General features: G+C 34.9%; 20 protein-coding genes and 1 pseudogene. 12 read left to right on the forward strand and 9 right to left on the reverse strand.

The window, feature by feature from the left end; all coding sequences use genetic code 11:
• The first annotated feature begins 409 nt into the window (after positions 1 to 409).
• Positions 410 to 550, forward strand: coding sequence for a hypothetical protein (locus BKP57_RS22255; RefSeq protein ID WP_156875358.1), 141 nt, complete (start codon positions 410 to 412; stop codon positions 548 to 550).
• A 489-nt stretch (positions 551 to 1,039) separates the two neighbouring features.
• On the opposite strand, the gene BKP57_RS15905 is transcribed toward BKP57_RS22255, so the two are convergent.
• The 4 genes from BKP57_RS15905 to BKP57_RS15920 all read right to left on the reverse strand — a co-directional run bounded on the left by BKP57_RS15905 (position 1,040) and on the right by BKP57_RS15920 (position 4,105).
• Entirely contained in the window at positions 1,040 to 1,981 is a 942-nt protein-coding gene (locus tag BKP57_RS15905) for an NAD(P)H-binding protein (RefSeq protein ID WP_072741951.1), read from the reverse strand.
• An 84-nt stretch (positions 1,982 to 2,065) separates the two neighbouring features.
• A complete protein-coding gene (locus BKP57_RS15910; protein WP_072741952.1) occupies positions 2,066 to 2,959 on the reverse strand; it encodes a LysR family transcriptional regulator in 894 nt (297 codons plus the stop codon).
• A 405-nt stretch (positions 2,960 to 3,364) separates the two neighbouring features.
• Complete coding sequence (locus tag BKP57_RS15915; protein ID WP_050351934.1) at positions 3,365 to 3,706, reverse strand: DUF3147 family protein; 342 nt, start codon at positions 3,704 to 3,706, stop codon at positions 3,365 to 3,367.
• Positions 3,707 to 4,105 (reverse strand): MarR family winged helix-turn-helix transcriptional regulator, encoded by a 399-nt coding sequence (locus BKP57_RS15920; protein ID WP_050351935.1) that lies wholly within the window; start codon positions 4,103 to 4,105, stop codon positions 3,707 to 3,709.
• An 801-nt stretch (positions 4,106 to 4,906) separates the two neighbouring features.
• Between BKP57_RS15920 and BKP57_RS15925 the strand changes: the two genes are divergently transcribed.
• The 7 genes from BKP57_RS15925 to BKP57_RS15955 all read left to right on the forward strand — a co-directional run bounded on the left by BKP57_RS15925 (position 4,907) and on the right by BKP57_RS15955 (position 12,356).
• The gene (locus tag BKP57_RS15925; protein WP_175609449.1) at positions 4,907 to 7,681 is read left to right on the forward strand and encodes a sigma-54-dependent transcriptional regulator; all 2,775 of its coding nucleotides are present in this window, start codon (positions 4,907 to 4,909) and stop codon (positions 7,679 to 7,681) included.
• A 73-nt stretch (positions 7,682 to 7,754) separates the two neighbouring features.
• A complete protein-coding gene (locus BKP57_RS15930; RefSeq protein WP_050351936.1) occupies positions 7,755 to 8,174 on the forward strand; it encodes a PTS sugar transporter subunit IIA in 420 nt (139 codons plus the stop codon).
• Between the two features lie 16 nt (positions 8,175 to 8,190).
• Entirely contained in the window at positions 8,191 to 8,661 is a 471-nt protein-coding gene (locus BKP57_RS15935) for a PTS sugar transporter subunit IIB (RefSeq protein WP_050351937.1), read from the forward strand.
• 17 nt (positions 8,662 to 8,678) lie between these two features.
• Positions 8,679 to 9,470, forward strand: coding sequence for a PTS mannose/fructose/sorbose/N-acetylgalactosamine transporter subunit IIC (locus BKP57_RS15940; protein WP_072741953.1), 792 nt, complete (start codon positions 8,679 to 8,681; stop codon positions 9,468 to 9,470).
• Positions 9,451 to 10,281 carry a PTS system mannose/fructose/sorbose family transporter subunit IID gene (locus BKP57_RS15945; protein WP_175609448.1) on the forward strand — a complete coding sequence of 277 codons (831 nt, stop codon included), beginning with the start codon at positions 9,451 to 9,453 and terminating at the stop codon, positions 10,279 to 10,281. Before BKP57_RS15940 ends, BKP57_RS15945 begins: the two co-directional genes overlap by 20 nt.
• Before the next feature lie 12 nt (positions 10,282 to 10,293).
• Positions 10,294 to 11,343 carry an SIS domain-containing protein gene (locus BKP57_RS15950; protein WP_072741954.1) on the forward strand — a complete coding sequence of 350 codons (1,050 nt, stop codon included), beginning with the start codon at positions 10,294 to 10,296 and terminating at the stop codon, positions 11,341 to 11,343.
• A 17-nt stretch (positions 11,344 to 11,360) separates the two neighbouring features.
• Positions 11,361 to 12,356, forward strand: coding sequence for an SIS domain-containing protein (locus BKP57_RS15955; protein ID WP_050351940.1), 996 nt, complete (start codon positions 11,361 to 11,363; stop codon positions 12,354 to 12,356).
• Between the two features lie 209 nt (positions 12,357 to 12,565).
• On the opposite strand, the gene BKP57_RS15960 is transcribed toward BKP57_RS15955, so the two are convergent.
• Entirely contained in the window at positions 12,566 to 13,162 is a 597-nt protein-coding gene (locus tag BKP57_RS15960; RefSeq protein ID WP_072741955.1) for a hypothetical protein, read from the reverse strand.
• A 316-nt stretch (positions 13,163 to 13,478) separates the two neighbouring features.
• Between BKP57_RS15960 and BKP57_RS15965 the strand changes: the two genes are divergently transcribed.
• The 4 genes from BKP57_RS15965 to BKP57_RS15980 are packed head-to-tail and all read left to right on the forward strand — an operon-like array spanning position 13,479 to position 18,169.
• Positions 13,479 to 14,021, forward strand: coding sequence for a helix-turn-helix domain-containing protein (locus BKP57_RS15965; protein WP_050351942.1), 543 nt, complete (start codon positions 13,479 to 13,481; stop codon positions 14,019 to 14,021).
• Positions 14,022 to 14,053: 32 nt separating this feature from the next.
• Positions 14,054 to 16,099, forward strand: coding sequence for a hydantoinase/oxoprolinase family protein (locus tag BKP57_RS15970; protein WP_072741956.1), 2,046 nt, complete (start codon positions 14,054 to 14,056; stop codon positions 16,097 to 16,099).
• The gene (locus BKP57_RS15975) at positions 16,099 to 17,832 is read left to right on the forward strand and encodes a hydantoinase B/oxoprolinase family protein (protein WP_050351944.1); all 1,734 of its coding nucleotides are present in this window, start codon (positions 16,099 to 16,101) and stop codon (positions 17,830 to 17,832) included. The genes BKP57_RS15970 and BKP57_RS15975 overlap by 1 nt, the downstream gene beginning before the upstream one ends.
• Before the next feature lie 19 nt (positions 17,833 to 17,851).
• Positions 17,852 to 18,169, forward strand: a complete 318-nt coding sequence (locus tag BKP57_RS15980) for a cupin domain-containing protein (RefSeq protein ID WP_072741957.1) — start codon at positions 17,852 to 17,854, stop codon at positions 18,167 to 18,169.
• Between the two features lie 125 nt (positions 18,170 to 18,294).
• On the opposite strand, the pseudogene BKP57_RS22960 reads toward BKP57_RS15980, so the two are convergent.
• From BKP57_RS22960 to BKP57_RS16000, 4 genes and pseudogenes are all read right to left on the reverse strand, one after another.
• Positions 18,295 to 18,565, reverse strand: a pseudogene (locus BKP57_RS22960) (cytosine permease); the annotation flags it as partial.
• Positions 18,566 to 19,739: 1,174 nt separating this feature from the next.
• The gene (locus BKP57_RS15990; RefSeq protein ID WP_198035058.1) at positions 19,740 to 20,879 is read right to left on the reverse strand and encodes a glycerate kinase; all 1,140 of its coding nucleotides are present in this window, start codon (positions 20,877 to 20,879) and stop codon (positions 19,740 to 19,742) included.
• 224 nt (positions 20,880 to 21,103) lie between these two features.
• Positions 21,104 to 22,372 carry a GntP family permease gene (locus BKP57_RS15995; protein ID WP_072741959.1) on the reverse strand — a complete coding sequence of 423 codons (1,269 nt, stop codon included), beginning with the start codon at positions 22,370 to 22,372 and terminating at the stop codon, positions 21,104 to 21,106.
• 120 nt (positions 22,373 to 22,492) lie between these two features.
• Positions 22,493 to 23,629, reverse strand: a complete 1,137-nt coding sequence (locus BKP57_RS16000; RefSeq protein WP_050351948.1) for a CdaR family transcriptional regulator — start codon at positions 23,627 to 23,629, stop codon at positions 22,493 to 22,495.
• Positions 23,630 to 23,944 lie beyond the last annotated feature (315 nt).

Raw genomic sequence — 23,944 nt, forward strand, 5'->3', positions numbered from 1 at the left:
GTTTTACGCCTTTCAAGGTTTTTACCTTTTATTTATTAAATTAACTGATATTTAAGTGAGACAAAAAGAAAGTAACTTGTTTGAGAATCGAGAGTTCATAAGGTAGTACCATCAAGGCATTATGTATTAATACTTGGTTTGTGAAAATAATACGATAATGAGACGAGATGACCATTTTACAAAGTAGGAGGAGGACTTATGACAGGGCATTGGCAACAAACGAACGAGATCGTACAAGCTCGTGGCGATAAACAAAGGGTAACGTATAAGGATGTTCATATACTGCTATGGGCTGTGAATCACTTCTAGGTTTACCTGAAAGGTGCAGCTGGACAATTTGTTCTTTAAATTCTTTTGAGAATGTCTTTCTTTCTCTTTTGGTCATAATTAACTCTCCTCCGACTTATTATTGAATCAAGATTTATATGACCTTAATGAATCTGTTCAACTAAGTGTAACCTATCCAGAAATAGCTGAACGAATTTTAACCATTCAAGAAAAACCGCTTGCTTGCCATTTTAAAAGAATATATGGAAATAGCTACTATTAAAGAAGCTATCGGAAGAGATCAGCCAGTGTAATAGCGGATCACTTAGCTAAAGATTTCCAGAAACGGCTGATAGCTACCAGGATTTGATTAAAACAGCAGATGATGATTCTAGATCAATTTAACAAGCAATTTATTTATTAGAATAGAGAAAAAATTGTATCAGTAGGGCTTTTCTTCATCCCCTCAGATAGAAATAGAGCAAAGACTAAAAACTCGGGCGTCCTTGAAAAAGAAGACCTCTTTTTCAAGGATGATTAAGAGGTCTCCCTTATTTTGGAAAAAAAGAGTGCCTTTCTGCGTGCGAAGTATTGCTGTCGTAGCTTTTTCTTGTCCTGTTACCCCAAACGAATCAGGTAGTTAGATGCCGCTATACCCCGGCTAGACTCCTTATATACTCTATAACTTCCTAAAGTGGTAGGCTTACGTAACTTAGATCTGGGGTAAATCAGTTTCTAGCTGCTTGTTTTTGTTTTAAATATCAACAGTTGTTCAATTATCTTTTGAATGACGATTACCTATTTGAAATTGATTAGCATGTTCAAACATATATTTTACTGTAAGAGGGTCTTGACCTGTAAGTTTCTTAAAGTCATCCGTAAATACATCCATTTTCCCCAAACGAATAGCTTGAGCAAAAGTGACCATGCCATCTGATGAAAATGGCGCCTCGGAGCCTTCTTTAAATTCACCATCAGTTGTTCTAGGAACTCCCATTGCATCAAAGATAGCATAATTTTCTTCATCCGTAATTTCTTCATAGGTTACATGGTTGCCTGTAACTCTATTTCCAATAGCTATAAACTCAGAAATGGTCATTAGTTCCGGTCCATTAATATTTAAAATAGCTTCTTGATACTCGTTAGATGCTATCGAAAATGCAACAGCTTTTGCACAATCTTTACGTGAAATATATGCCATTTTTCCATCACCTTGGCTATTTTTCAGTACTCCATCACCCTTAACATAAGTGAAGTAATTTGTAATCATTGCTTCGGCATATTGAGAATTACGAAGAAAAATATAATCTAAACCGATACGTTTAATATATTCTTCCGTATAAATATGATCAATTTTTTCAACACTCGGATTTGATTCATCCGCTGCATTTACTAATGATGTATAGATGATTTGTTTTACGCCAGCTTCCTTAGCAGCGTCTATAACGTTTTTATGTGCACGTTGACGTTTCAATCCAACAAAAGGCATAGATATTAAAGCAAGTTTATCCGCACCAGTAAAAGCATCTGTTAGACCATCCATTTTATTAAAGTTGGTCACATGTGTTTCAATACCTTGTTTTTCATACTCTTTTAAAGCTGTAGGATCATAACTACAAAAAATAACTTTATCTTTATCAACCAATTCTAATAAATAGTCAGCTGCTTGCTTACCTAAATTTCCATCAATACCAGTCAATAATAATTTCCCCATAATTTCTAGCACTCCTTTTGAAAGTATCTATAACTAAACATTAAGTGAAACACTGAACAAATTCAAATACAAAAAACCTATAACCTATTGGGGAAACGAATCTTGTATTTGACGAAGAAATCGTTGTAATGATGGATTTGGATTATGTTTAAAATAGCCTATTTCTATGTTAAATGTATGATGTGAATCTTTTAATGGGATTAATCGAATCTCATCTTTTGGGTATGCAAGGCTATAATTGTCTGGTAAAAATCCAATCAAATTCTCTGTTACTATATAAAATAACTCTGTTTCGACATCATCCACCATTTGCAATATATTCGGCTCATAACCATCCTTTATCGCATTTTGAATCATTAAATAATAAGAGGTTCCAATCGCAGTTGAATTCAGCATGATAAGTGGATATTTATATAGTTCTTCTTTTGAAATAGTCCTATTATGAAAAAGGGAGTGTTGATTACCCACAACTGCACAATACCTTCCTCTATACAATGTATGTGTTAAAATATCCTCTTTTTCTTTAAATTCTGAATCAACAGCAATTGCAGCATCATATATCCCTTTTCTTAGAAATTCTGAAATATCTTTTAACAATACTTTATTTAATTTTAGGTTAATCGTTGGATTCAGCTCTTTAAACGAAGTAATAAAACGTAATAAAACTTGAATATCCGTCAAGGCCGAATATTCTATAGACAATAGTTGAGTATGACACTGCTGATAATTCTTCATCTGAGCTTGCATATGATTATATTGCTTCCAGAGCACAATTGCCTCTTCATAAAAAATCGAGCCAGCTTGTGTTGGTTCAATAGGAATTTGTTTTCTGTCAATCAATTGCATGTCAAACTCTTTTTCAAGTGAAGCAATTTGTTGGCTAATGGTAGTCTGAGATACATAATTCTTCTTTGCTGTTTCGGTAAAACTCCTACATTCAACTAAATCAATAAAATATTTAATTTTTTCAATATTCATCTTACAAACCCCATTTAATATATTGTAATAATATAACCTTTTATGTGGGACTGAATTTTTGTATCTTTTTTACGAATATACATTTTGCAGTTCTTTTACTGCTACTGCATGATAGGAAAAATGTTTACTAATAATACGGTTAATTCTTCGGTATAAAATCAGATGATAGCTTTACATATGAACTAATGAATGGTGTCGCCTCTGGTTGTATATTTTACCACTTTCCCATGAATAAACCGTTTTGTAAAGGTTTACTTTGGTATCCTACTATGATTTTACACATTTCATCTTTTTATTGCCACTATGATTTAATGGTCAGTTACTAAAAAGAACAACATGATCACTAATTGTAGTATCGAATCCATATTGAAGTACATGTTCCGTTAAATATCTATTTTATCTTTTCTAGGAGAAAAATAATCCAGTTATATATTTTTGAATGATTAAAAAGAATCCCCAACCAATAATTCCAAATAAAAACGCTACTGATAAATGAAAAGAATGCTTAAACGCAAAATAAATTATTAGGAGCATTACAATTGTTGCTGGAAGACCTGCTATAACTCCAACTGTAAACTCATTAATCGTTTTTGCGGATTCTCCTTGTACAGTTAGCCAAATTATACTTAGAATGCTGATTAAAGGTAAAGCTGCTATCACTCCACCATATACCGGAAATCTTCTTGCTAATTCGGTTACTATACCAATAATGACTGCAGAACTTACAATTTTTATAAACAAATACATTTACTTTGTCACCTCGTTTAGTAATTGAAAGGCCTTAACAACTTGTATCCTTTCTTTATCTGATAACTTGTCAAGTGCTGCTTGTAATTTTTTTTCATCTAGTTCTGTATTTTTCTTTAGTACCGTTACACCGAGTTCCGTTAGATGCAAATAAACCTTACGTTGATCTTTTTCATATCTTTTTTTATATAGCCATCCATTACTTACTAGCCTTTTCACGTGTTCCGACGCAGTGTTATGTGATATTGATAAATGCTCTGCAATATCTCGGATCATTACAAACTGCTTTTTATCTACCACTTGTAATATACGGACACTTTGGTGAGAAATGGCTTCTTGATGTATCGGATGAAGTTCAAAATAAATATTAGTAAAGTATCTATTTATTTCATCAATCATATAAAATACCTCCAATAATATATCGTTTAATTGATTATATCGCAAAACACGATATAAATACAATGAAAGTATTACTTACCAATGCTAAAATAATTATTAAGATTAAATTAAACTACTGTGTTAGCGTAAGAAGCGGCTGTTCTTATTGAACAATCGCACCATATGGAATAAGCTGGTTATGTACCATTGGTTTAATTATTGTTGTGAAGACTATATAATCTCTATCCAGTTTAAAGAAGAACATCTTAAAAATGTCTAGTTACGTGTTGACATATCATGAAGTTAAAATTGAAAGTATGAATTAGCTAGTTGCTTACTTTTAACAACTATAGTTTTACTTTTGTATGTTATTACATTCCTAAATAGCGCTTTTATGTGGTTGTAACTTAGCTAAGGCTAGAGAAATTTAATCTTTTCAATCTTTTCAATTTGCATCGGGTAAGCTTCTTTAATTGGTCCTCTCGCTATAATTAATATATAATCTCCATTCTCAATATCACCAGATTTTTATTATTAATTGAAATAAGATTTAAGCCGTTAGTTAATATAATTTTCCTCATTATTATAAAAAGTCAAAATAGTAAAACCCCTTTTTATAATCTAGGATTCTATATTAGGTGAGTATAAAGTCACTTTGTTGAATCATTATATGGAGTAAAGAATAAACTTTTTGCTCTCACGATAGATGATTTTCCATAAAATAGAGTTATTTCCCATAATTAGTTTTTGTTTAGTAAAAGTTATTTTTTATACATTGACTTTTGTAAGCGTTTATCTAATGATGAAAAAGAGGTGAGGAGTATGATGAAAGATGAGATAACAAAATACATAGAAAATCAGACAGCTTTTTTAGACTTAGATAATATAAGTGAAGTTTTTACTGCAAAAAATATAGGTCTACAGTTTGAAATTAAAAGAAATACTGTTAGTCACTATTTAAATCAATTAAATGAGCAAGGAATTATAATTAAAATAAATACGCGCCCAGTCTATTTTTTTCATAAGAACGCTTTTGAAACACAATTCTATACACTATCCAAAAATATATACCGAAGTTTAGATGAATTAAAGGAAGAACAGCCTTTATTTCAAAAAAGGAATGATATGTTTTCACTTTTAATTGGAAATGATGCAAGTTTAGCAAGAAGTATAGAACAATTAAAGGCAGCACTATATTACCCGGAAAACGGTTTACCAGTTTTATTAACAGGAGAGAGTGGAACAGGCAAAAGTTATATGGTGAAGATTATCTACCAATATTGTTTGGCAAACGATTTGATTAAGGAGGATGGACAACTCATTACTTTAAATTGTGCACAATATGCTAATAATCCTGAACTTTTAACTAGTCATTTATTTGGACATGCGAAAGGAGCTTTTACGGGAGCAGATGAAGATCACAAAGGAGTTTTTGAAGAGGCAAATGGGGGGATTTTATTTTTAGATGAAGTGCATCGTTTAAATGCAGAGGGTCAAGAAAAATTATTTACCTATCTTGACCAAGGTGTAATTTATCGAATGGGAGAAACAAATATGCCACGTAAGGTTAGTACAAGGATATTTTTTGCAACGACAGAGGATTTGAATAGCGTCTTTTTATCTACCTTTATACGTCGTATTCCTGTTCAAATTCAATTACCCTCATTGGAACAACGAACTCAAAATGAACGGTTAGAGATGATATATAATTTTTTTATAAAAGAAAGAGCAAAAATAAGAAAAGTACTGTTAGTGAGTAGTCAAGTAATACACTTATTAAAAACTACCCCTTATCAAGGAAATATCGGTAAATTGAAAAATGTAGTTAAAGTAACTGTTGCAAAAGCATTTTCTGAACAAAAGGATGCCAAGCATATTCATATTACAATTTATCACTTACCTCCTGATTTATTAACAAAAGCTGTATTTAAAGCAAGTGTAAGCACAGAAGAAAATATAAACATTGATGAAACAACAACTATAGAAAATTTATCAATGAAAAAAAAGCCTGAAGAGTTAAGGATTATTCGTACATATGAACGATTACTAGCCAACTTTAAAAAATCTGAATTAAATATTACAGCTATTGATGAAGATATAAAAAAAGAAGTAGAAAACCTATTTGATTTTTTGCTGTTTGAAACAGATAGAGAGAAAAAACACGAATTATTATTATTTATGACTCAATATGTACGTGATACATTAAAACAAATGGAGTCATCCTATCAAATTATATTCAATGGTAATAGCATTTATGCGATTAGTTACTATTTATTTCAAAGAAGTTCTGTACGTTGGCAACCTGAAGATGTTGAAGTACAATCTTTAATAAAAGAATTTAAACAAGCAGTAATTCAAACATACCCTATGCTGTTTCAATATACGGAAAGGATGTTATCTATCATTAAACCTAGGCTGGACATTGAAGTATTTGACATGGATTTAATCTTACTCACACTTTACTTTAGCCAGTTAGGTTTATCACGAGAATCCAATTTTGCGAAGGCGATTATTGTTGCTCACGGTTATGCAACTGCAAGTAGTATCGCTAATGTCGCTAACCGCTTATTAGGTAAAAATATTTTTGAATCTTTTGATATGCCAATAGATACAACGCCACAAAAAATAGCTGAGGAAATAGTGGATTATACTGAAAAAAATGATGTAAGCAATGGGCTTGTTATTTTGGTGGATATGGGATCTTTAAAAGAAATATACGAGTATTTTCCACAACAATTGTCAGTTCCAGTTATGATTATGAATAATCTAACTACGCCTTTAGCAATAGCTATAGGGGAAAATATCCAGAAAAGTATTAACCTATCTGAGCTAGCAATTCATTCTTTTGAAAACAATAAGCCAGATTGGAAAATAATTTATCCACATAAAAATAAAAATAAAGCGTTATTAACTACATGCTTTACTGGAATCGGTACAGCAACAAAAATTAGTAAACTTCTTGAAAAGAGTTTGCCAATAAATAGCCCGTTAAAGGTGCTTCCTTTTGATTACCAAACACTGCATGAGCAAAAAGAAAAAGAGACTGTTTTTTCACTCTATGAGGTCGTTGGAATTGTTGGAACAGCTAATCCAATGATCCAAGATATACCTTATTTATCTCTTGAGGAATTGATTTCCGGAAAAGGTGCTCAGCATCTTCGAGAGTGGTTAATGAAGGATTTAGATGATGAGAAAGCAGAACAATTTAACAATAGGTTAATCCGCAATTTTTCACTTGATAAAGTAATTGATTCTGTAACTATCCTTGATACTGATAAAGTGATGGCTGAAATTGAATTATTTATGCGAATTTTAGAGGAATTAACTGAACAAAAAATTAAAAATGAAAGAAAGCTTGCTCTATATGTACATGTTAGTTGTTTAATTGAAAGGTTAATTCGTAACGTCCCAATTGAAACATATAGTGGAGATGACACCGATGAAAAGTGTCGAAAAGAACAGCTAGCTAGAATAAAAGAGGCTTTCAGTGTCATAGAAGAAGATTATAGTGTCAAAATACCAAATTCAGAATTAAAGTACATTCACGATATTCTTTTTCAAAAGCTTGATCTTACAATGATTAAAGAAGAATTCTAATATTAGCAAACAGCGTGCCACTAAAGTTGGCACGCTGTTTGCTTTAATAATAAGTGAAAGTGAGGTGAAAAAGATGGAAAGAATCTTAGTTTTGGCAAGTCACGGGGAATTTGCTTCCGGAATCTTAAGTTCCCTAGAATTAATTTGCGGTAAAAAAAATAATATTGTAACTCTGAATGCTTATTTAACAGCAAATTATGACTTAGCCACGGAAGTAGAGAAATTAATGAAAGAAAATCAAAGTAATGAATTAATCGTGATCACAGATATATTTGGAGGCAGTGTAAATAATGAATTTTTGAAATATATTCATACTCCTAATTTCTACTTGGCATCAGGAATGAATTTACCTTGGTTAATTGAAATCGTAACTCACTTTGCAACAGCGGAATCCATTCCGCAATTGATCAAAAGTTCTTTAAGTAATTCAAAAGAAATGCTTCAATTTTGTAACGAAACAATCCAGGTCGAAAAGGAAGAAGAGGATTTTTGAAAGGGAGGAAATAAGGATGATTAAATTATTGCGAGTGGATCACCGCCTTTTACATGGTCAAGTAGCATTTTCCTGGACTCAAAATCTAGGAGTTGATTGTATTTTGATTGCAAATGATGATGTACCCCAAAATGAAATTAGAAAAACTACTATTAAACTAGCAAAGCCACAGGGGGTGAAATTGGTTATAAAAAATATTGACAATTCTATTGAAGCTTTGAAGAGTGGAGTAACTGATAAATACAAATTATTTATTATAGTTGAATCTGTTGAGGATGCCTATAAATTGGCAAAAGCCTATCCAGAGATTAAGCACATTAATTTAGGAGGTATGAAAGTACGTAAGGGTACAAGAAACATTTCAAAGGCAATCAATATTACAGCAGAGGAAGAATCCTTAGTTAAAGAATTGATAGACGGAGGAGTAGAGGTAGAAATCAGACAAATACCAACAGATAAGAAAATGGAAGCTTTAGACGCTTTTTAAAGAAAGGATGAATTTGAATGATTTTACAAGCAATCCTTCTTGGGATCGTAGCATTTATCGCTCAATCTGAATATGCTTTGGGAACTTCATTGTTATCACGTCCAATTGTTACAGGTTTACTGGTTGGAATTGTACTCGGGGATATTAAAACAGGGATTATAATGGGAGCGACTTTGGAATTAGCTTTTATTGGTTCGTTCTCAGTAGGAGCATCTATTCCGCCTGATGTTGTAACTGGAGGAATTCTTGGAACAGCATTTGCTATTACAGCCGGTGCAGGAACGGAAACAGCATTATTACTGGGAGTACCCATTGCTACATTAACTTTAATTTTAAAAAATGTCTATTTAGGATTATTAATCCCGATGATGAACCATAAAGCAGACACTTATGCTGCGATAGGAGATTATAAAGGGGTTGAACGAATGCACCTGATAGCAGGATTTGGACTTTCATTCATGTTGGCGTTAGTAGTAGCCATTTCTTATTCTGTAGGAAATAACGCTGTTCAGTCACTCTTAAATATGATACCAGACTTTGTACAACATGGATTAACTGTTGCGACAGGTATTATTCCTGCATTAGGGTTTGCAATGTTGGCTCGATTACTAATTAATAAAACCGTCGCCCCTTACTTCTTTTTAGGGTTTATTATAGTAGCTTATTTAGATATCCCTATTACTGGAATTGCTGTGTTTGGAGCTATTTTAGCAGTTATCGTCGTAAATATCATGAATTATAGAACAAATAGTGTACAAGCTGTTCAGACAACAAGTGGGGAGGTTATTGATGATGACGAAGACTTCTGATTCAAAAGAGAAACCATTGATAACTAAAAAGGATTTAAATAAAGTTTTTTGGCGTTCCTTCCAGATGGAGTTTTCCTGGAACTATGAGCGTCAAATGAATATGGCGTATGTTTACGCAATGATTCCGATTTTAAAGAAACTTTACCAGAGTAAAGAAGAAATGGCTTCAGGATTAAAACGCCATTTGGAATTCTTTAACACAACACCACATCTTGTAACATTGATTTTAGGTATTAATGCAGCTATGGAAGAAGAAAATCGTATCGATAAAAATTTTGATAAAAAAGCGATTGATAGCATAAAAACTTCTTTAATGGGACCGTTAGCGGGTATCGGAGATTCTTTCTTTTGGGGAACTTTACGTTTAATTGCTACAGGCGTGGGAACTTCACTTGCGCTACAAGGAAATATTCTAGGACCAATTTTATTTTTATTGATTTTTAACGTTCCACATATTACACTCCGTTATTTATTTACCGGCTGGGGATATAAGCTTGGTACTGGATTTTTAAAGAAAATTCAAAGTAGTGGGTTGATGCATAGCTTAACCTTAGGAGCAGCCATTATTGGATTAATAGTTGTTGGTGCAATGACTGCTTCCATGATTGATATTACTATTCCACTTTCAATAGGTAGTGGGGAAGAGGCAGTTAAAATTCAAAGCATTCTTGATGATATTTTTCCTAAATTATTGCCATTAGCCGCTTTTGGTATGGTTTTCTATTTATTGAAGAAAGATGTGAAACCTCTAACAATTCTAGGAGGAATGGCTGTTGTTGGAATATTAGGGGCTTGGATTGGCATTTTCTAAGGAGGGCATAGAATGGTATGCATGTTGGATTATATTTATGAGGAGCAAGTAACGTTAGAAAAGATTTTGAAAGAGTTTAACTATAATTTTGAAGAGCTAAAAGATATTACACATTGCCTTATTTTAGCGACAGGTTCCTCCTATAATGCAAGCCTAGCAGCAAAATTTTATATGGAATCTACTGCCGGAATATATATAGATATACAAGAACCATTCAACTTTTTGCATTACGGTATGGTGGATCCAAAATTTGATTTAGTTATCGCTGTTTCGCAAAGTGGAAAAAGTACGTCAACGATTTACGCTATAGAAAAGATAGCGAAATCTCAAAAAATAAAAACCATCGCGTTAACTAGTAATAGCGAAAGTCCGATTACAAAAGTTGTTAATACCACCTTTAATCTTAATATGGGCATTGAAAAAGTTGGGTTTGTAACGAAAGGGTATTCAGCAACAGTATTAAACTTAATGTTGTTATCTTTAACTATAGCTTTTCAGTCGAAGCGAATCAATGAACTGAACATGGAAAATTATTTAACGGACTTTCGTGAAGTTATCGGTAATATTGATAAGGTTATCGATAAAACAGAGGAATTTTTTGATAATAAAAAGGATGCTTTAATAAATGATCAACGTTTTATCGCTATTGGTTATGGACCAAACTGGGGAACAGCAAAAGAAGCTGAAACAAAATTTACAGAAACGATTAGGAAGCCATCTCAAGGTTTTGAGTTAGAGGCCTATATGCATGGCCCTTATTTAGAAGCAAATAAAATGCATAGTTTGTTTTTTATTGAAACAGATGGTGAAGTCTTGTCTCGTTCAGAGGCTTTACGAACGTATATGATAAACCACGTCAAAACATGTTATGTTATTACGACTAAAGCTTCACATGAAAAAGATGTATTAGGGTTAGACGTGAAAATAGATGAGAAGGTAAGCCCTTTACTATTAGTTATACCATTTCAATATTTAGCTTATCAAGTTGCTTCATTACAAGGGATTGATTTAGAAAAACGAATATTTGATGATTTTGATCAAGTACTACAAAGTAAAATTTAAAGAAAGAGGGTAAAAAAATGTTAAAATTCGATGAAGAAAAACAAATTGAAAGTGTGAATGGTGCTATAGCTTTAAAAAGCGATATCGAAAACATGATAGATAAAGTTTATGATAAAGGTTTTGACAATATTTATTATTTAGGCATTGGAGGTACATATGCTTCCAGTATGCAGGCGGTGACCTATATCAACGGAAAAAGTAGTCTACCCGTTTTTGTTCAACATGCTGCAGAGTATTATACAACTGGGAACAAAAGATTAACAGATAAATCTATCGTTATACTATCTTCAGTAACTGGGACGACTCAAGAGGTGGTTAAGGCAACGAAACAAATTAAAGAACTGGGTGCAACGATTATTGCGTTTGTAGATGAACCAAATACTCCCTTAGCAGAAATGGGTGATTATGTTATATCATATCCAGAAAATGAACAACTAAAATTCTTTATGGTTGCTGACCGTTTCATGTATCGTAATGGCGAATTTGATGATTATGAAGCTTATTATAAAGAGCTAAAAGAATATTTAGCTGCTGCTTTAGTAGAGGTAGAAAAATCAGCTGATAATTTTGGTCTTGCATTTGCTGAAAAGCATCGACATGATGCTATCCATTACTTTATTGGTGCTGGAAACCAATGGGGTGCAGTATATTCATATGCAATGTGTTATTGGGAAGAGCAAAGCTGGTTACGTTCAAAATCCATTCATGCAGCTGAATTTTTACATGGAACATTAGAGGTTATAGATGAAACCACTCCAGTAACTTTATTTGTTGGAGAAGACGAGCAGCGCGAATTAGCGCAGAGGGTGGGTAATTTATTGCCTCGAATTTGTGGCAATTATACAATTATAGATTCAAAAGAATATGAATTACCAGGAATTAGCGATAAATATCGTTGTCGATTATCGTACTTTATTATGCATGCAATAACGCAAAGAATAGATGCACATGTCGAAAAGTTAAATTGCCATCCCCTAGAAATTCGTCGTTATTATCGTCAACTAGATTATTAGGTATAAACATTTAAATCTAATCGTATTAAACCTGTAAAACTGCTACTGTCTTGTTAGAATAAAAGGGCAAGAATAATCCCAGGAGTTTATCCTGGGATATTTTTACCCTTTTTCTATTAATACAGCTAGATTGATATTTCTACTAATCACGCATTGCAACATGTTGGAAATATTCAAAGAGAGGAAAGTAAACTACTTACTACTGTTGTTTACGCTCTTGCATTAAAGGTAGAGCTAGCGCCCATATCGTAATTTTGTGTCGAATTCGCTTTCATTTCTTCTCTTGCGGCTTTGTAGGCTTTATAATAAATTGCCGTTGTTTCACCGTAGAACTGAGCTTCTGCCCTTGTCTGCCCCTCTTTCCACCCAGATTCAGTGCTATAAGATAATACTTCGTCACCGTTTTCATCATAAATAAACATCGATGACCCAGTTGCACCAACACACATTTTCCCTGTAAAAGGTAATCCAATAAGCCTAAAAAAGAATGGTAAACCATTAGTATATTTTGCAGTTAATAACGTAGGTGTCAGCAGTCTTATCAGTTTTGAACGATCAGGAGATACATGTTGTTTTTTATAAGAATTGATAAAGGATATATAATCCTTTCCCATGTACACACTTTTCGCTGCACCATCCTGTGCCATTTCCTTAATCTTATTTACAACCCTATCTGGCAAAGAGCTTGTATTTTTCTTTTCGGAACCGATTTTATCCGCTTTCGATGTTTCTGTTGATGCTTTTTTATACGTGGTATGAGGATTAATACTTGAAAAACGCTCCGTACCAATAGAACGCATAATCATAATATCACCCTTTTTATAAACTAGTTACATATATTATCGTCTGTTTTTTGGGGAAATAAAGCTTTAAAACAAGAAAATGGGAAGTACATCCTTTCTAATTTGTCCTTTTTGTACTTGAACAAACTAGAATAAGGAGATCTTTACAATGTAAAGATGCTTCAAGACAAATAGAATTTATTTTACGAATCATTTTATTGGTACAATTTTATAAATTAAGAGATTTTTCTTTTAATTTCATAAAAATTGTGTTAATATTATAAAAAATAAAGTGGAGGTGTAAAATTTCCGTTCTCATTGTAAAGAAAGGAGATGACGTATGGAGAATTTGCATAAAAAAATAAAGAATTTACGATTAGAGAAAGAAATGACATTAAAAGATTTAAGTGAAGTAACAGGACTTTCCGTGAGCTTTTTGTCTCAAATTGAACGAGGTTCTTCATCCCTAGCTATTACTTCATTAAAGAAAATATCCGATGCTTTTCAAATAAACATGGCTTCATTTTTTGAGGAGATTGAAAATCATAATTATGCATTACATAAGGATGAACAAAAACCGTTTACAATCGAAGGCTCAGGTGTAAAGCATGTCCGCCTAGCGGGGAAATTTCCAGAAAGAAAATTGGAACCGATGCTGGTAACATTACCTCCTAAACAACCATTCATTGAAAAGTATAGTCATCCTGGAGAAGAATTTTATTTTGTTTTAAAAGGAATGGTTGTTTTTAGAGTGGAAGGAATGGAATATATTTTGAGTGAAGGGGATACGATTCACTTTCCTTCAGAAAAAGTACACGAATGGAAAAACCCTACTGAAGAATCATCAACGTTGTTAAGTGTTTTAACGCCTGTAATATTCTGAATATAAATACTATATAGAAGGGTGGAAGAAGGATGAGAGTTGCAACTGATATTGGAGGTACCTTTACGGATTTAGTTTACGTCGATCAGAATGGGCAAATGAAGGTAGCTAAAAGTCATACGACGCCTCCAAATTTTGAAAAAGGGGTAATAGATGTACTTGAAAAAAGTGGTATTGATAAAGAAGCAATCGCCACATTTATCCATGGTACAACCGTAATTATTAATGCACTTACAGAAAGAAAAGGTGCAAAAACGGGGCTTATCACGACAAAAGGATTTCGGGATATATTAGAAATTGCTCGAGGAAATCGTCCTGATTTATTTAATATTCGATATAAAAAGCCAGAACCATTTATTGAACGTTATCTCAGAAAAGAGGTGGATGAGCGGGTTAACTATAAGGGTGAAATTGTAACTCCACTTTATACGGAACAGATAAGAGAAATGGTTGGCTTCTTTAAACGAGAAAAAGTAGAAGCGATTGCTGTCGTGTATTTACACTCTTACGCGAATCCACAGCACGAGAAATTAACCGTTCAATTGATTAAAGACTTATGGCCTGATGTAGCGGTATCAGCTTCGCATGAAGTAATTCAGGAATGGCGGGAATATGAGCGGACGAATACAACAGCATTAAATGCATATGTTCAGCCAACAGCAACCTCGTATATTAATAAACTATATAATGAGCTAACGGAGCATCATACAAACAGCCAAAATTTTATTATGCAATCGAATGGTGGAACCACGACATTTGAAGAAGCGAAAAAGGTTCCCATTAATATGGTTGAATCTGGTCCCGTAGCAGGAATTTATGGCGCTGCAGTACTTGGAAAATTAATTGGAGAAGAAAACATAATAGGATTTGATATTGGTGGGACAACGGCAAAATGTTCCCTAGTTGAAGGGGGAGAAGTGAAGGTTTCCACAGAATACTATATTGAAAGGAATGATCGTAATGCAGGCTATCCAATTAAGACACCAGTAGTAGATATTGTGGAAATAGGTAATGGTGGAGGATCCATTGCTTGGTTAGACGAAGCTGATGCTTTAAAAGTCGGACCTAAATCTGCAGGAGCTGTACCTGGTCCAGTATCTTATGGGCAAGGTGGAACACATCCGACCACGACGGATGCTAACGTATTAACTGGTAGATTATCGGCAAAGAATTTTGATTATGATGTAGACGTATCGATGGTAAGAAAAGTGATACAGGAAAAGATAGGAAATCCGCTTCATATGTCTGCGGAAGAGGCAGCATTGGGAATTATTCGAATAGCTAATTCCAATATGCTAAATGCACTAAAATTAATATCCGTACGAAAAGGTCATCATCCAGAAGAGTTTACTTTAGTTGCTTTTGGTGGCGGTGGTTCTATGCATGCGCCTGCGCTTGCCAAGGAATTAGGAGTGAAAAAAGTTGTCATCCCGATTGCATCGCCTGTGTTCTCTGCGTGGGGAATGTTAATGAGTGATTTACGTCATGATTATATAAAAACGTATATTAAACGATTAGAAAACCTTGATTTATCCGCAATAATGACACAGTGGCATGAAATAGAAAAAGAAGCATATGAACAATTTAAAAATGAAGGGATTTCTAAAGCGGATGTTATTTTTAATCGCTTTGTAGATATGCGCTACTTAGGGCAAGAACATACTGTAAAAGTTCCTGTTCCTAATGGAGATTGGACCAAGGAGCAATTACAAGAAATTATCGAGAGCTTTCATCAGTTACATGAACATCATTATACGTTTAGATTAGATGGAACAGAAATGGAATTTGTCAATATACATGTTACGGCTTTTGGTAAAGTTGTTAAACCAAATATTCAAAAGATAAAACGGAATACAACGTTAGAAGATGCAAAGTTAGAAACAAGAGATGTTTATTTTGAAAATCCGAAGGGCTGGATTCAAACGGTTGTATACCAACGCGAACTGCTACCAATAAATCAAATTATTCATGGACCTGTCATTGTAGAGGAAAAAGCAGCCGTTACCGTTATTTATGAAGGCCAAACACTTAAGGTGGATGATTACGGAAATTTAATTATCGAAACGAGGGAGAGATAATGGCAATTCAGGAAACAAAAGTTGATCCATTTACATTAGAAATAGTAAAAGACTCATTGTTAGCCATAGGTGATGAAATGTTCATCGCATTAGCTAAAACATCTATGAGTCCTATCATCTATGAAGTGCTGGATTATGCTAGTGGACTCACTGATTCGAAAGGGCAATTACTCACACAAGGGAATGGCGTGACTGGATTTATTGGAATGCTTTCTTTTATGGTAAAGCAGTCACTAGAGAAATATGGAGATGAAAATAAATTAAAGCCCGGAGATATCATTATTGTAAATGACCCCTATGGGGGCGGCGGCTCCCATCTATCAGATGTCGGTTTAGTCATGCCAATTTTTTATGAAGGAGAAATCATTGCCTTCTCAGCGAACAAAGCCCACTGGACGGAGGTTGGAGGAAAAGATCCTGGATCGTTTACGAATGATTCTCGTGATATCTTTCAAGAAGGATTGCAATTTCCATCTGTTAAGTTATTTGACGGTGGCGTGTTGAATGAAGGATTAGTAGAGATTATCCGTGCCAATGTTCGTTTTCCTGATTTGTCATTAGGTGACATGTGGGCACAAGTTGCAGCACTCAAAACAGGGGAAAGACGTGTACAGGAAACATGTGAAAAGTATGGGAAGGACGTTATCCTTTCTGCTATCGACAGCCACTTAAATCACGGGGAAATTATCTCAAGGCAAGAACTTGCAAAATTGCCAAAGGGAACTTTTTCGGCAGAAGGATTTGTTGAAACGGATGGCATTGGAAATGGTCCTTTTCCAATAAAAGTAGAAGTTACGATAACAGAGAAGGATTTTATATGTGACTTTCGAGGGAGTAGCCCACAGGTTCCTGGACCAGTTAATTGTTCCTTTACAGGACTTGCATCAGCTGTAAGAACGATATTTTTGGCAGTTACAAATCCAGATCAAGATGTAAATGATGGTGTATTTCGTCCATTAAAAATAGTAGTTGACGAAGGATCAATTATGTCAGCTCAACGTCCTGCGCCTACGTCTAATTATTTTGAAACGATGCTAGCGTGTACGGATTTAATCTGGAAGGCGTTGGCTCCACACATTCCACATAGATTGGCAGCAGCACACTTATTATCTGTTTGCTCTGTTACGCTATCAGGTAGACATCAAGAAACGAATGAACCGTTTTTAATTGTAGAACCGTCTGTAGGCGGATGGGGCGGTGCTGATGGCCAAGATGGAGCCAGCGGTCAATTCTGTATACTAGATGGGGAAACCTATAATGTACCTGTTGAAGTTGCCGAAACACGGTATGGTGTAATGCTGGATGAATATAGCCTACGTATGGACGGAACAGGTGCTGGTGAATATATCGGAGGAAAAGGAGTTATTCGTTCTTATCGAGCTTTAACAGATGGACAAGAAGCTACGATTACCTATGGTCGAAATAAGCACCGCCTCTGGGGAATAGATGGAGGAATGGAAGGATCCGTAAATAAATTTTATATTCATAAAGAAACCGGAGAAATAGATGGTCCTTATGGGGTTTATTCACGGTATGAGCTAAAGAAAAATGACGTTCTTAAATTAATGACAGCTACTGGCGGTGGGTATGGAAATCCATTGAATCGCCCAGCTAAGCAAGTAGCTAGAGATGTGAAAAATGAGTATTATACGGTAGAAGAAGCTAAAGTATTCTTTGGTGTTGAGGTAGATCCGATAACATTCGATTATAAAGAACTAGCTGCAAGAAATTAATTTGTAAAGGAGTAGCATAATGAAAATAAAACAGCGAGGATTTCACCAACAAGGTTTGAAAACATTATTTGAAGATAATTCGGAGACGATGAATGTGACATTTGGAACAGTCCGCATTCCACCAGGAGAGCGTGTACCAAGTGAAGGATTGTCTAGTCATCTAGAAAATGAGTATTCCATTATTTTAAAAGGTGAACTACAAGGTGAAAGTGGGGGCGCACCGTTTGAAGTTAAAGCGAAGGATGCGACATTTATTCCAGCTGGGGAAAAGCATTGGGCAGTAAACAATAGTGAAGAAACGTGTGAAATTGTCTGGTTATTAGTAAAGGAAAAATAATTTAGATAAATAATAGAAAAGCATCCTCTTTTCTACTATTTTACAAGTAATATTTTTCCGGAATATTCTTGATTGAGCAAGGAAACTGTTGAAAGTGACTTCATATCAAAGGGTAGTGTGAAAATGGATATTGCATTTCCAGCCACAGATGTTTGTAATGCCCACCAACCAAACGAAACAACAAAAATTAGTCAATCCAACAATAAAACGTGCTTGCAGAACGCCAAAGCTAGATCGTGCGATGACTGAAGAGGAACGACCTGTTTTTTCCCCAATGTAACCCTGTAATGCATTCCCTATCCATTGGATACCAAATAGAGCGATCATAAGAATATAAAAGATTTTTCCAAGGCCGAAGCTGCCAGCTAAAGTTGCTCCGACCATTAACACAGGTATATTTTACGCATTAAGAAATACTGGCTGGGAAACTATATCAACTTGGAATCCAGAACCAACCACGGGGGTACTAGCAGCAATCAGTCTCGTGATTATACAAGATACGCAAAGCCAACAATAATAGATAATGCACTTATTCCATCAAGTATTGTATTCAAAAAGAGTAGTAACATTCTAGTAACATTCTATAAAGACTCTGTAAGAAAGAAAAAATTATACGATCCTAAAACCTTCTATTATAAAAGAATTAAATTTACAGACTAAATAAAAAGAGGAAGTCTCAATTACGAGATTTCCTCTTTTTAGGTATTGAAATAAATATAACAAGTATAAAAATTAATAAATAAGTTGCTACCTGCTCAAAACTATCAAACAAGATTAAAGCTATTAAAAAACCTAAAACTCCTATACAAACTACCAATACTATATCCCTTGTCTTTATTAAAATCCCCCCTTAAAATTCACTAAAACTAAAAATTTATCATCTTAAACTATTTTATGTTCAATTTATTCTTTTCTTCTGGAATTATGATGGTTAATTTCTTTTTCGTCCGTTAGCAAACATGCCAGACAACAATGGATGGAACTGGATGGCGACAATTGCTTTAGTAATGGGATCGCTAACAGGTTATACTAGCAAATATGTAACATATTCTTTAGCTTACCAGCAGTACAATCATTAATTATTGCCGGAATTGTTTATTACTTTGCAATGAAAATAAAAGAGCGAAATAAAGGCAATGTATGAACAAAAGTTCACTAATAATACGTGCCAAATACAGATTCAAATTCTTTTCACTAGCGTTGCATAAAAAAGTATATATAGGTATATAAGACGCAATTTTCTGATCAAAGATTTAACTGTGCTTGAGCAAAAAAGGTAAAAGGGCTGTAAAGGTAGTATTTTTTGAATTTTTATATACAATTAAAAGATTAGATCGTAGGTTAAATCATTTAGTGTGAACCACCTCATTGAGTCATGGTATATTCAAATATCTGTTTATTCTTGCGTCTTTGGCTGCGGAAGATTCACTATTGTCAGAAGCAAAACCAGATTAACAAGATAAAATATTACAAGAGCTACAAGAATTAAAGGATAAAAGTGCTTTAGCTGCTTTTATCCACATAATCGATAAGATTTCACATTTAAACTACTCTATTCGGCGAAAGCCAACTAATGGTAAACGCTGGCTACATTCCGCGCTACCCCTTCAAGATATTTTTCCCCATTTATGATTGCTTCTTCCAGTTGGCATGGCCCAGGGGCGATGCTAAATGTTGCATCGATGCCGTGTTCATATACAGCTTCGTACCCTTTTCCTAGTGTACCGCAAAGGGCAATTACCTTTGATACACCGTTCTGCTTTGCAGCTTTTGCTACGCCAATGGGTGTTTTGCCGTAGATTGTTTGGCTATCAATTCTACCTTCTCCAGTTATTACTAGATCAGCATTTTTGACCCGATTAGAAAAATCTGTTTCTTTTAGTACAATATCAATTCCCGGCGTTAATTTGGCATCAAGCACTGCTAATAACCCTGCGCCAAGCCCACCTGCCGCTCCAGAACCAGGAATATCCTTTACGTCCTTGTTTGTAGCTTTTGAAATGACCTCATGAAAATTTCGTAATGCGTCATCTAATGGAACAATCATTTCCTCTGTTGCACCTTTTTGTGGTCCGTAAACAGCACTAGCTCCATTAGGTCCCAGGAGCGGGTTATCGACATCACAGGCAACCTCTATTTCTACAGATTTTAAACGTGGATCTAAATGGGATAGTTCTATTTCAGTTAACTGGATTAATGCCCCACCGCCCCGATTCAGAAGATTATTTTCAGAGCTATATAGGACACCGCCAAGTGCCTCAATCATTCCTGCACCACCATCATTTGTTGCACTGCCACCAATCCCAAGGATAATTTTAGACACATTTTTGTCTAAAGCCGCTTTGATTAACTCTCCTGTACCAAATGTAGTTGTTAAGAATGGATTTCGCTTCTCTTTTGGAACGAGGTGAAGACCAGACGCTTCTGCCATTTCTATGATAGCAGTTGATCCGTCACCAGAAATGGCATAAGTTGCAGTTACTTTTTCACCCAATGGTCCAGTGACTTTTTTTTCATACAGTGTGCCTTTTAATCCATCTGCTAACGATTGGGTGGTGCCCTCGCCGCCATCTGCCATTGGAATAATATCTATCTCGAAAGCTTCACCGTAAGCAGAGCGAATTCCACGTTCAATAGCATTAGCAGCCTGTTTTGCTGTCATGCTTTCTTTAAATGAATCCGGTGCTATGACAATTTTTGGTTTAACCATCATTCTTCTCCTTTCCTCCTTTAAAAAAATCAACTAGTCGCTGTTTATTTGAATAGTGATGCCGTAGACAAACCCTTGAGAGAGCCAGAAAGTGCTTCCAAAAATTTAAGTGGGAGAGAAAACGGCATCTCAATTCCTGTTTCGCCTAGAGGTCTTAGGTCATACTCTTGCGGTACTAACAATCAAGGAGGAATGAAAGAAGACTCCAAGATTGAAAGTTCACTTTATAAAAACCACTGAAAGATACCATAAATCAATGTGGAAACTACCGCCAATGTTATACCAACTAATGATTCATATGGAATTAGTTTCAAACGCTCTTGAATTTGCATCCCAACACTACCTGCAGTTGCATGAAAGAAACTACCATGCGGCATATGGTCTAGTACGGTAGCACCAGCATGAATCATGGCTGCACCAGCTAAACCAGCGACCCCAGACTCTAGAATCGTGCTTCCAAAGACACTGCTTGCGACAGCAGAGCCTGCTGTTGTTGAAGCTGTAGCTGCTGACATAAACATTCCTGAGATCGGAGCTAAAGCAAATGCGGGTAAGCCTAGGCTTTCCAATATGCCAACTAGAACAGTATCTAATTTTGAGTTAGTAATGATCCCAGCTACTGCACCCGTCCCAATTAGCAAAATTGCAACCGGTGCCATTTTTGCTAATCCGCTTTTTATATACGCATTTGTGCTACGCCATTTTCCCATCGCGATAATTCCAACTAACCCACCTACTGGTAATGCGATCATCGGATCTACGTTAATATTGAATAACGGACGTAATACAAGCAATAGAATGGCAACAATTGGAGCTAGGGCAGCTGTATATATGGAAGGCAAGGCTCCAAGGTTGGATTGTTCAATTTCACTTGCTTGAATAGCGGTCCCTTTTTTAGAGACTCTTTTTGCTATGAGATAGGTTACTGTAAGTCCAAAAAATGCTGGGATAACCCCTGCTGCCATGACGGAGGTTAAGGATACATCAAATGCTTCAGAAACAGCAATTGTATTAGGATTAGGGGACATGATATTACCCGCTTTGCCTCCACCAATCATTGCTATTAAAATTGCAAATCTGGAAAGCCTTGCTTCTGAAGCTATCACTAAGGCGATCGGCGCTACAGTAATAACCGCTACATCTACAAACACACCTACTGCTGTTAAAAGCATGGTAGCAATAGCTAGAGCAAGTAATGCTTTGGTATGGCCGAATTTATAAACAATGGTTTGTGCTAATTTAGATGCTGCTCCTGATTCGATTAGCACGCCCGCTAATACACCAGCAGCTAAAATTCTTAATACGGCAGGCATAATATTTTGAGCCCCGCCTATCATTAAACTTACTGTATCTACTAAGCTCGCCCCTCCAATGAGACCTCCTACAATTGCACCGGCAATTAGACCATAGGCAGGCGGTACTTTCTTTAAAATTAAGAAAATAGCTAGGAATAAACCGATAATTGCTCCTAATGCACTTACTTCAATATCCATGTGTTTTCCTCCTTAACATGATGCTGTTATACACTTATTGTACGTGCACGATACATGCTAGGTCATTGTGCAAATGAATATAAAGAAAGTGCTTCCAATTCCGTGTTTTATGCAAATGCACTATTTTGATAGTTTGAAGAGGATTTCTCCAATTTTTAACTCGATCAGATCTTGTAGGTTCTTTGGGTTTTTTCCAGTGATTTCATAAATTTTATCCAGCCTATATGCTAATGTATTCCGATGAATAAATAACTTATCTGCGGTTTTGGTCATTTCTCCATTTGCTTTCACATATATAGTAAATGTTTCGTCTAACGTTTTTCCATCATTAGAAGTGAATAACTTTTTATACGTAGCGCTAATTTCATCTGCTTCTTCTTTTGCTGCATGTAAAAAACGATAACATAGAATAGATATTCCTAATGTGTCTTGATTCCAAACACCACCTTCTGGATATAATGTTTTTGCAGTATCTTTAACGATTTGTGCTGTTTGAAAGGATTGTCTCCATCCAAGGAATCCACTTGAAAAGGGACCTAATGCTACGGTTATATTTGAAATGGGAGCAAAGGATAATTTGTTTTCTAGCAAATTCTTTATTTTATCATCCGTATCTAAATAAGGCTTTTGCTGCTTTTTTAAGATAACAAATTGATTTGTATACAAACGAACTATTTCATCTTCTGCTGTAACCAACGTATTCGCCCAATTTTCGATTTGTTTTACAGATTGCAAATTGGATGTATGGTACGGTACAGAAAGAAGGATAACGGCAAATGTTTCATCTGCATTAATCTTTAGCGACCGCGCCCTGTCTAATATGTACGCTTGTTCTTTATCAGATCCTAGTAGTAAATGGGATATAACATCATCACGCATCCTAGCATTTCGATCTATTTCTCTTGTCAAAAATGCCTGTTCCAACGTTAGTTCAGCTCCCATTTGAACTAATTTAGAAAATCCCCTAATCTTTTCAGGTTCACCAGTGATACCAATAACTCCAACAATATCATCATGAAATCGAATTGGTAAATTAATTCCTGGTTTTGCTTTTCCTCGCCAATTTTCTTCATAGGAGTGAATCTCTACGGTCATTTTATGTTCAATTGCTTTACTTGCACCGTGGTGGAGTTGCCCAATACGATTGGGATCTCCCGAAGCAAGAATGGTCCCTGTTCTATCCATTACATTGACATTCAAATCTAGTATCGACATAGTTCTCTTCACAATCTCTGAGGCAAGTTGCTCTGTTAACATTAGAATCTCCTTCTATATAAGTGGTTATTTCATAAGTAAGAAAATAAAGAAATAATTATCTCATTCCTATATAACGCTCTTACTTAAGAAATGTCAATCTTATCGTAGCTGGATAAATATAACATCATGACATATCATGTATCGTTATTCTGGTTGGTCTAACTCTGATGTAAAATTCAAAAAAACATGTATGTAGATTGTTTATGTATAGCGCAACACGTTGCCCTATAAGCTTTACCGCAAAGGAACATTAATCCATATTGGTGTGATTAAAAGTGCATATATAATTTTTCTGAAATTGGTGAAAATGATTAT

It is taken from the genome of Virgibacillus sp. 6R, assembly GCF_001895305.1.
GTDB lineage: Bacteria > Bacillota > Bacilli > Bacillales > Amphibacillaceae > Virgibacillus > Virgibacillus pantothenticus.

Coding starts and splice junctions, on each gene's coding strand:
- BKP57_RS15905 (WP_072741951.1), bottom strand. CDS start 1,981: ATGGGGAAATTATTATTGACTGGTATTGATGGAAATTTAGGTAAGCAA.
- BKP57_RS15910 (WP_072741952.1), bottom strand. CDS start 2,959: ATGAATATTGAAAAAATTAAATATTTTATTGATTTAGTTGAATGTAGG.
- BKP57_RS15915 (WP_050351934.1), bottom strand. CDS start 3,706: ATGTATTTGTTTATAAAAATTGTAAGTTCTGCAGTCATTATTGGTATA.
- BKP57_RS15920 (WP_050351935.1), bottom strand. CDS start 4,105: ATGATTGATGAAATAAATAGATACTTTACTAATATTTATTTTGAACTT.
- BKP57_RS15925 (WP_175609449.1), top strand. CDS start 4,907: ATGATGAAAGATGAGATAACAAAATACATAGAAAATCAGACAGCTTTT.
- BKP57_RS15930 (WP_050351936.1), top strand. CDS start 7,755: ATGGAAAGAATCTTAGTTTTGGCAAGTCACGGGGAATTTGCTTCCGGA.
- BKP57_RS15935 (WP_050351937.1), top strand. CDS start 8,191: ATGATTAAATTATTGCGAGTGGATCACCGCCTTTTACATGGTCAAGTA.
- BKP57_RS15940 (WP_072741953.1), top strand. CDS start 8,679: ATGATTTTACAAGCAATCCTTCTTGGGATCGTAGCATTTATCGCTCAA.
- BKP57_RS15945 (WP_175609448.1), top strand. CDS start 9,451: ATGATGACGAAGACTTCTGATTCAAAAGAGAAACCATTGATAACTAAA.
- BKP57_RS15950 (WP_072741954.1), top strand. CDS start 10,294: ATGGTATGCATGTTGGATTATATTTATGAGGAGCAAGTAACGTTAGAA.
- BKP57_RS15955 (WP_050351940.1), top strand. CDS start 11,361: ATGTTAAAATTCGATGAAGAAAAACAAATTGAAAGTGTGAATGGTGCT.
- BKP57_RS15960 (WP_072741955.1), bottom strand. CDS start 13,162: ATGATTATGCGTTCTATTGGTACGGAGCGTTTTTCAAGTATTAATCCT.
- BKP57_RS15965 (WP_050351942.1), top strand. CDS start 13,479: ATGGAGAATTTGCATAAAAAAATAAAGAATTTACGATTAGAGAAAGAA.
- BKP57_RS15970 (WP_072741956.1), top strand. CDS start 14,054: ATGAGAGTTGCAACTGATATTGGAGGTACCTTTACGGATTTAGTTTAC.
- BKP57_RS15975 (WP_050351944.1), top strand. CDS start 16,099: ATGGCAATTCAGGAAACAAAAGTTGATCCATTTACATTAGAAATAGTA.
- BKP57_RS15980 (WP_072741957.1), top strand. CDS start 17,852: ATGAAAATAAAACAGCGAGGATTTCACCAACAAGGTTTGAAAACATTA.
- BKP57_RS15990 (WP_198035058.1), bottom strand. CDS start 20,879: ATGGTTAAACCAAAAATTGTCATAGCACCGGATTCATTTAAAGAAAGC.
- BKP57_RS15995 (WP_072741959.1), bottom strand. CDS start 22,372: ATGGATATTGAAGTAAGTGCATTAGGAGCAATTATCGGTTTATTCCTA.
- BKP57_RS16000 (WP_050351948.1), bottom strand. CDS start 23,629: ATGTTAACAGAGCAACTTGCCTCAGAGATTGTGAAGAGAACTATGTCG.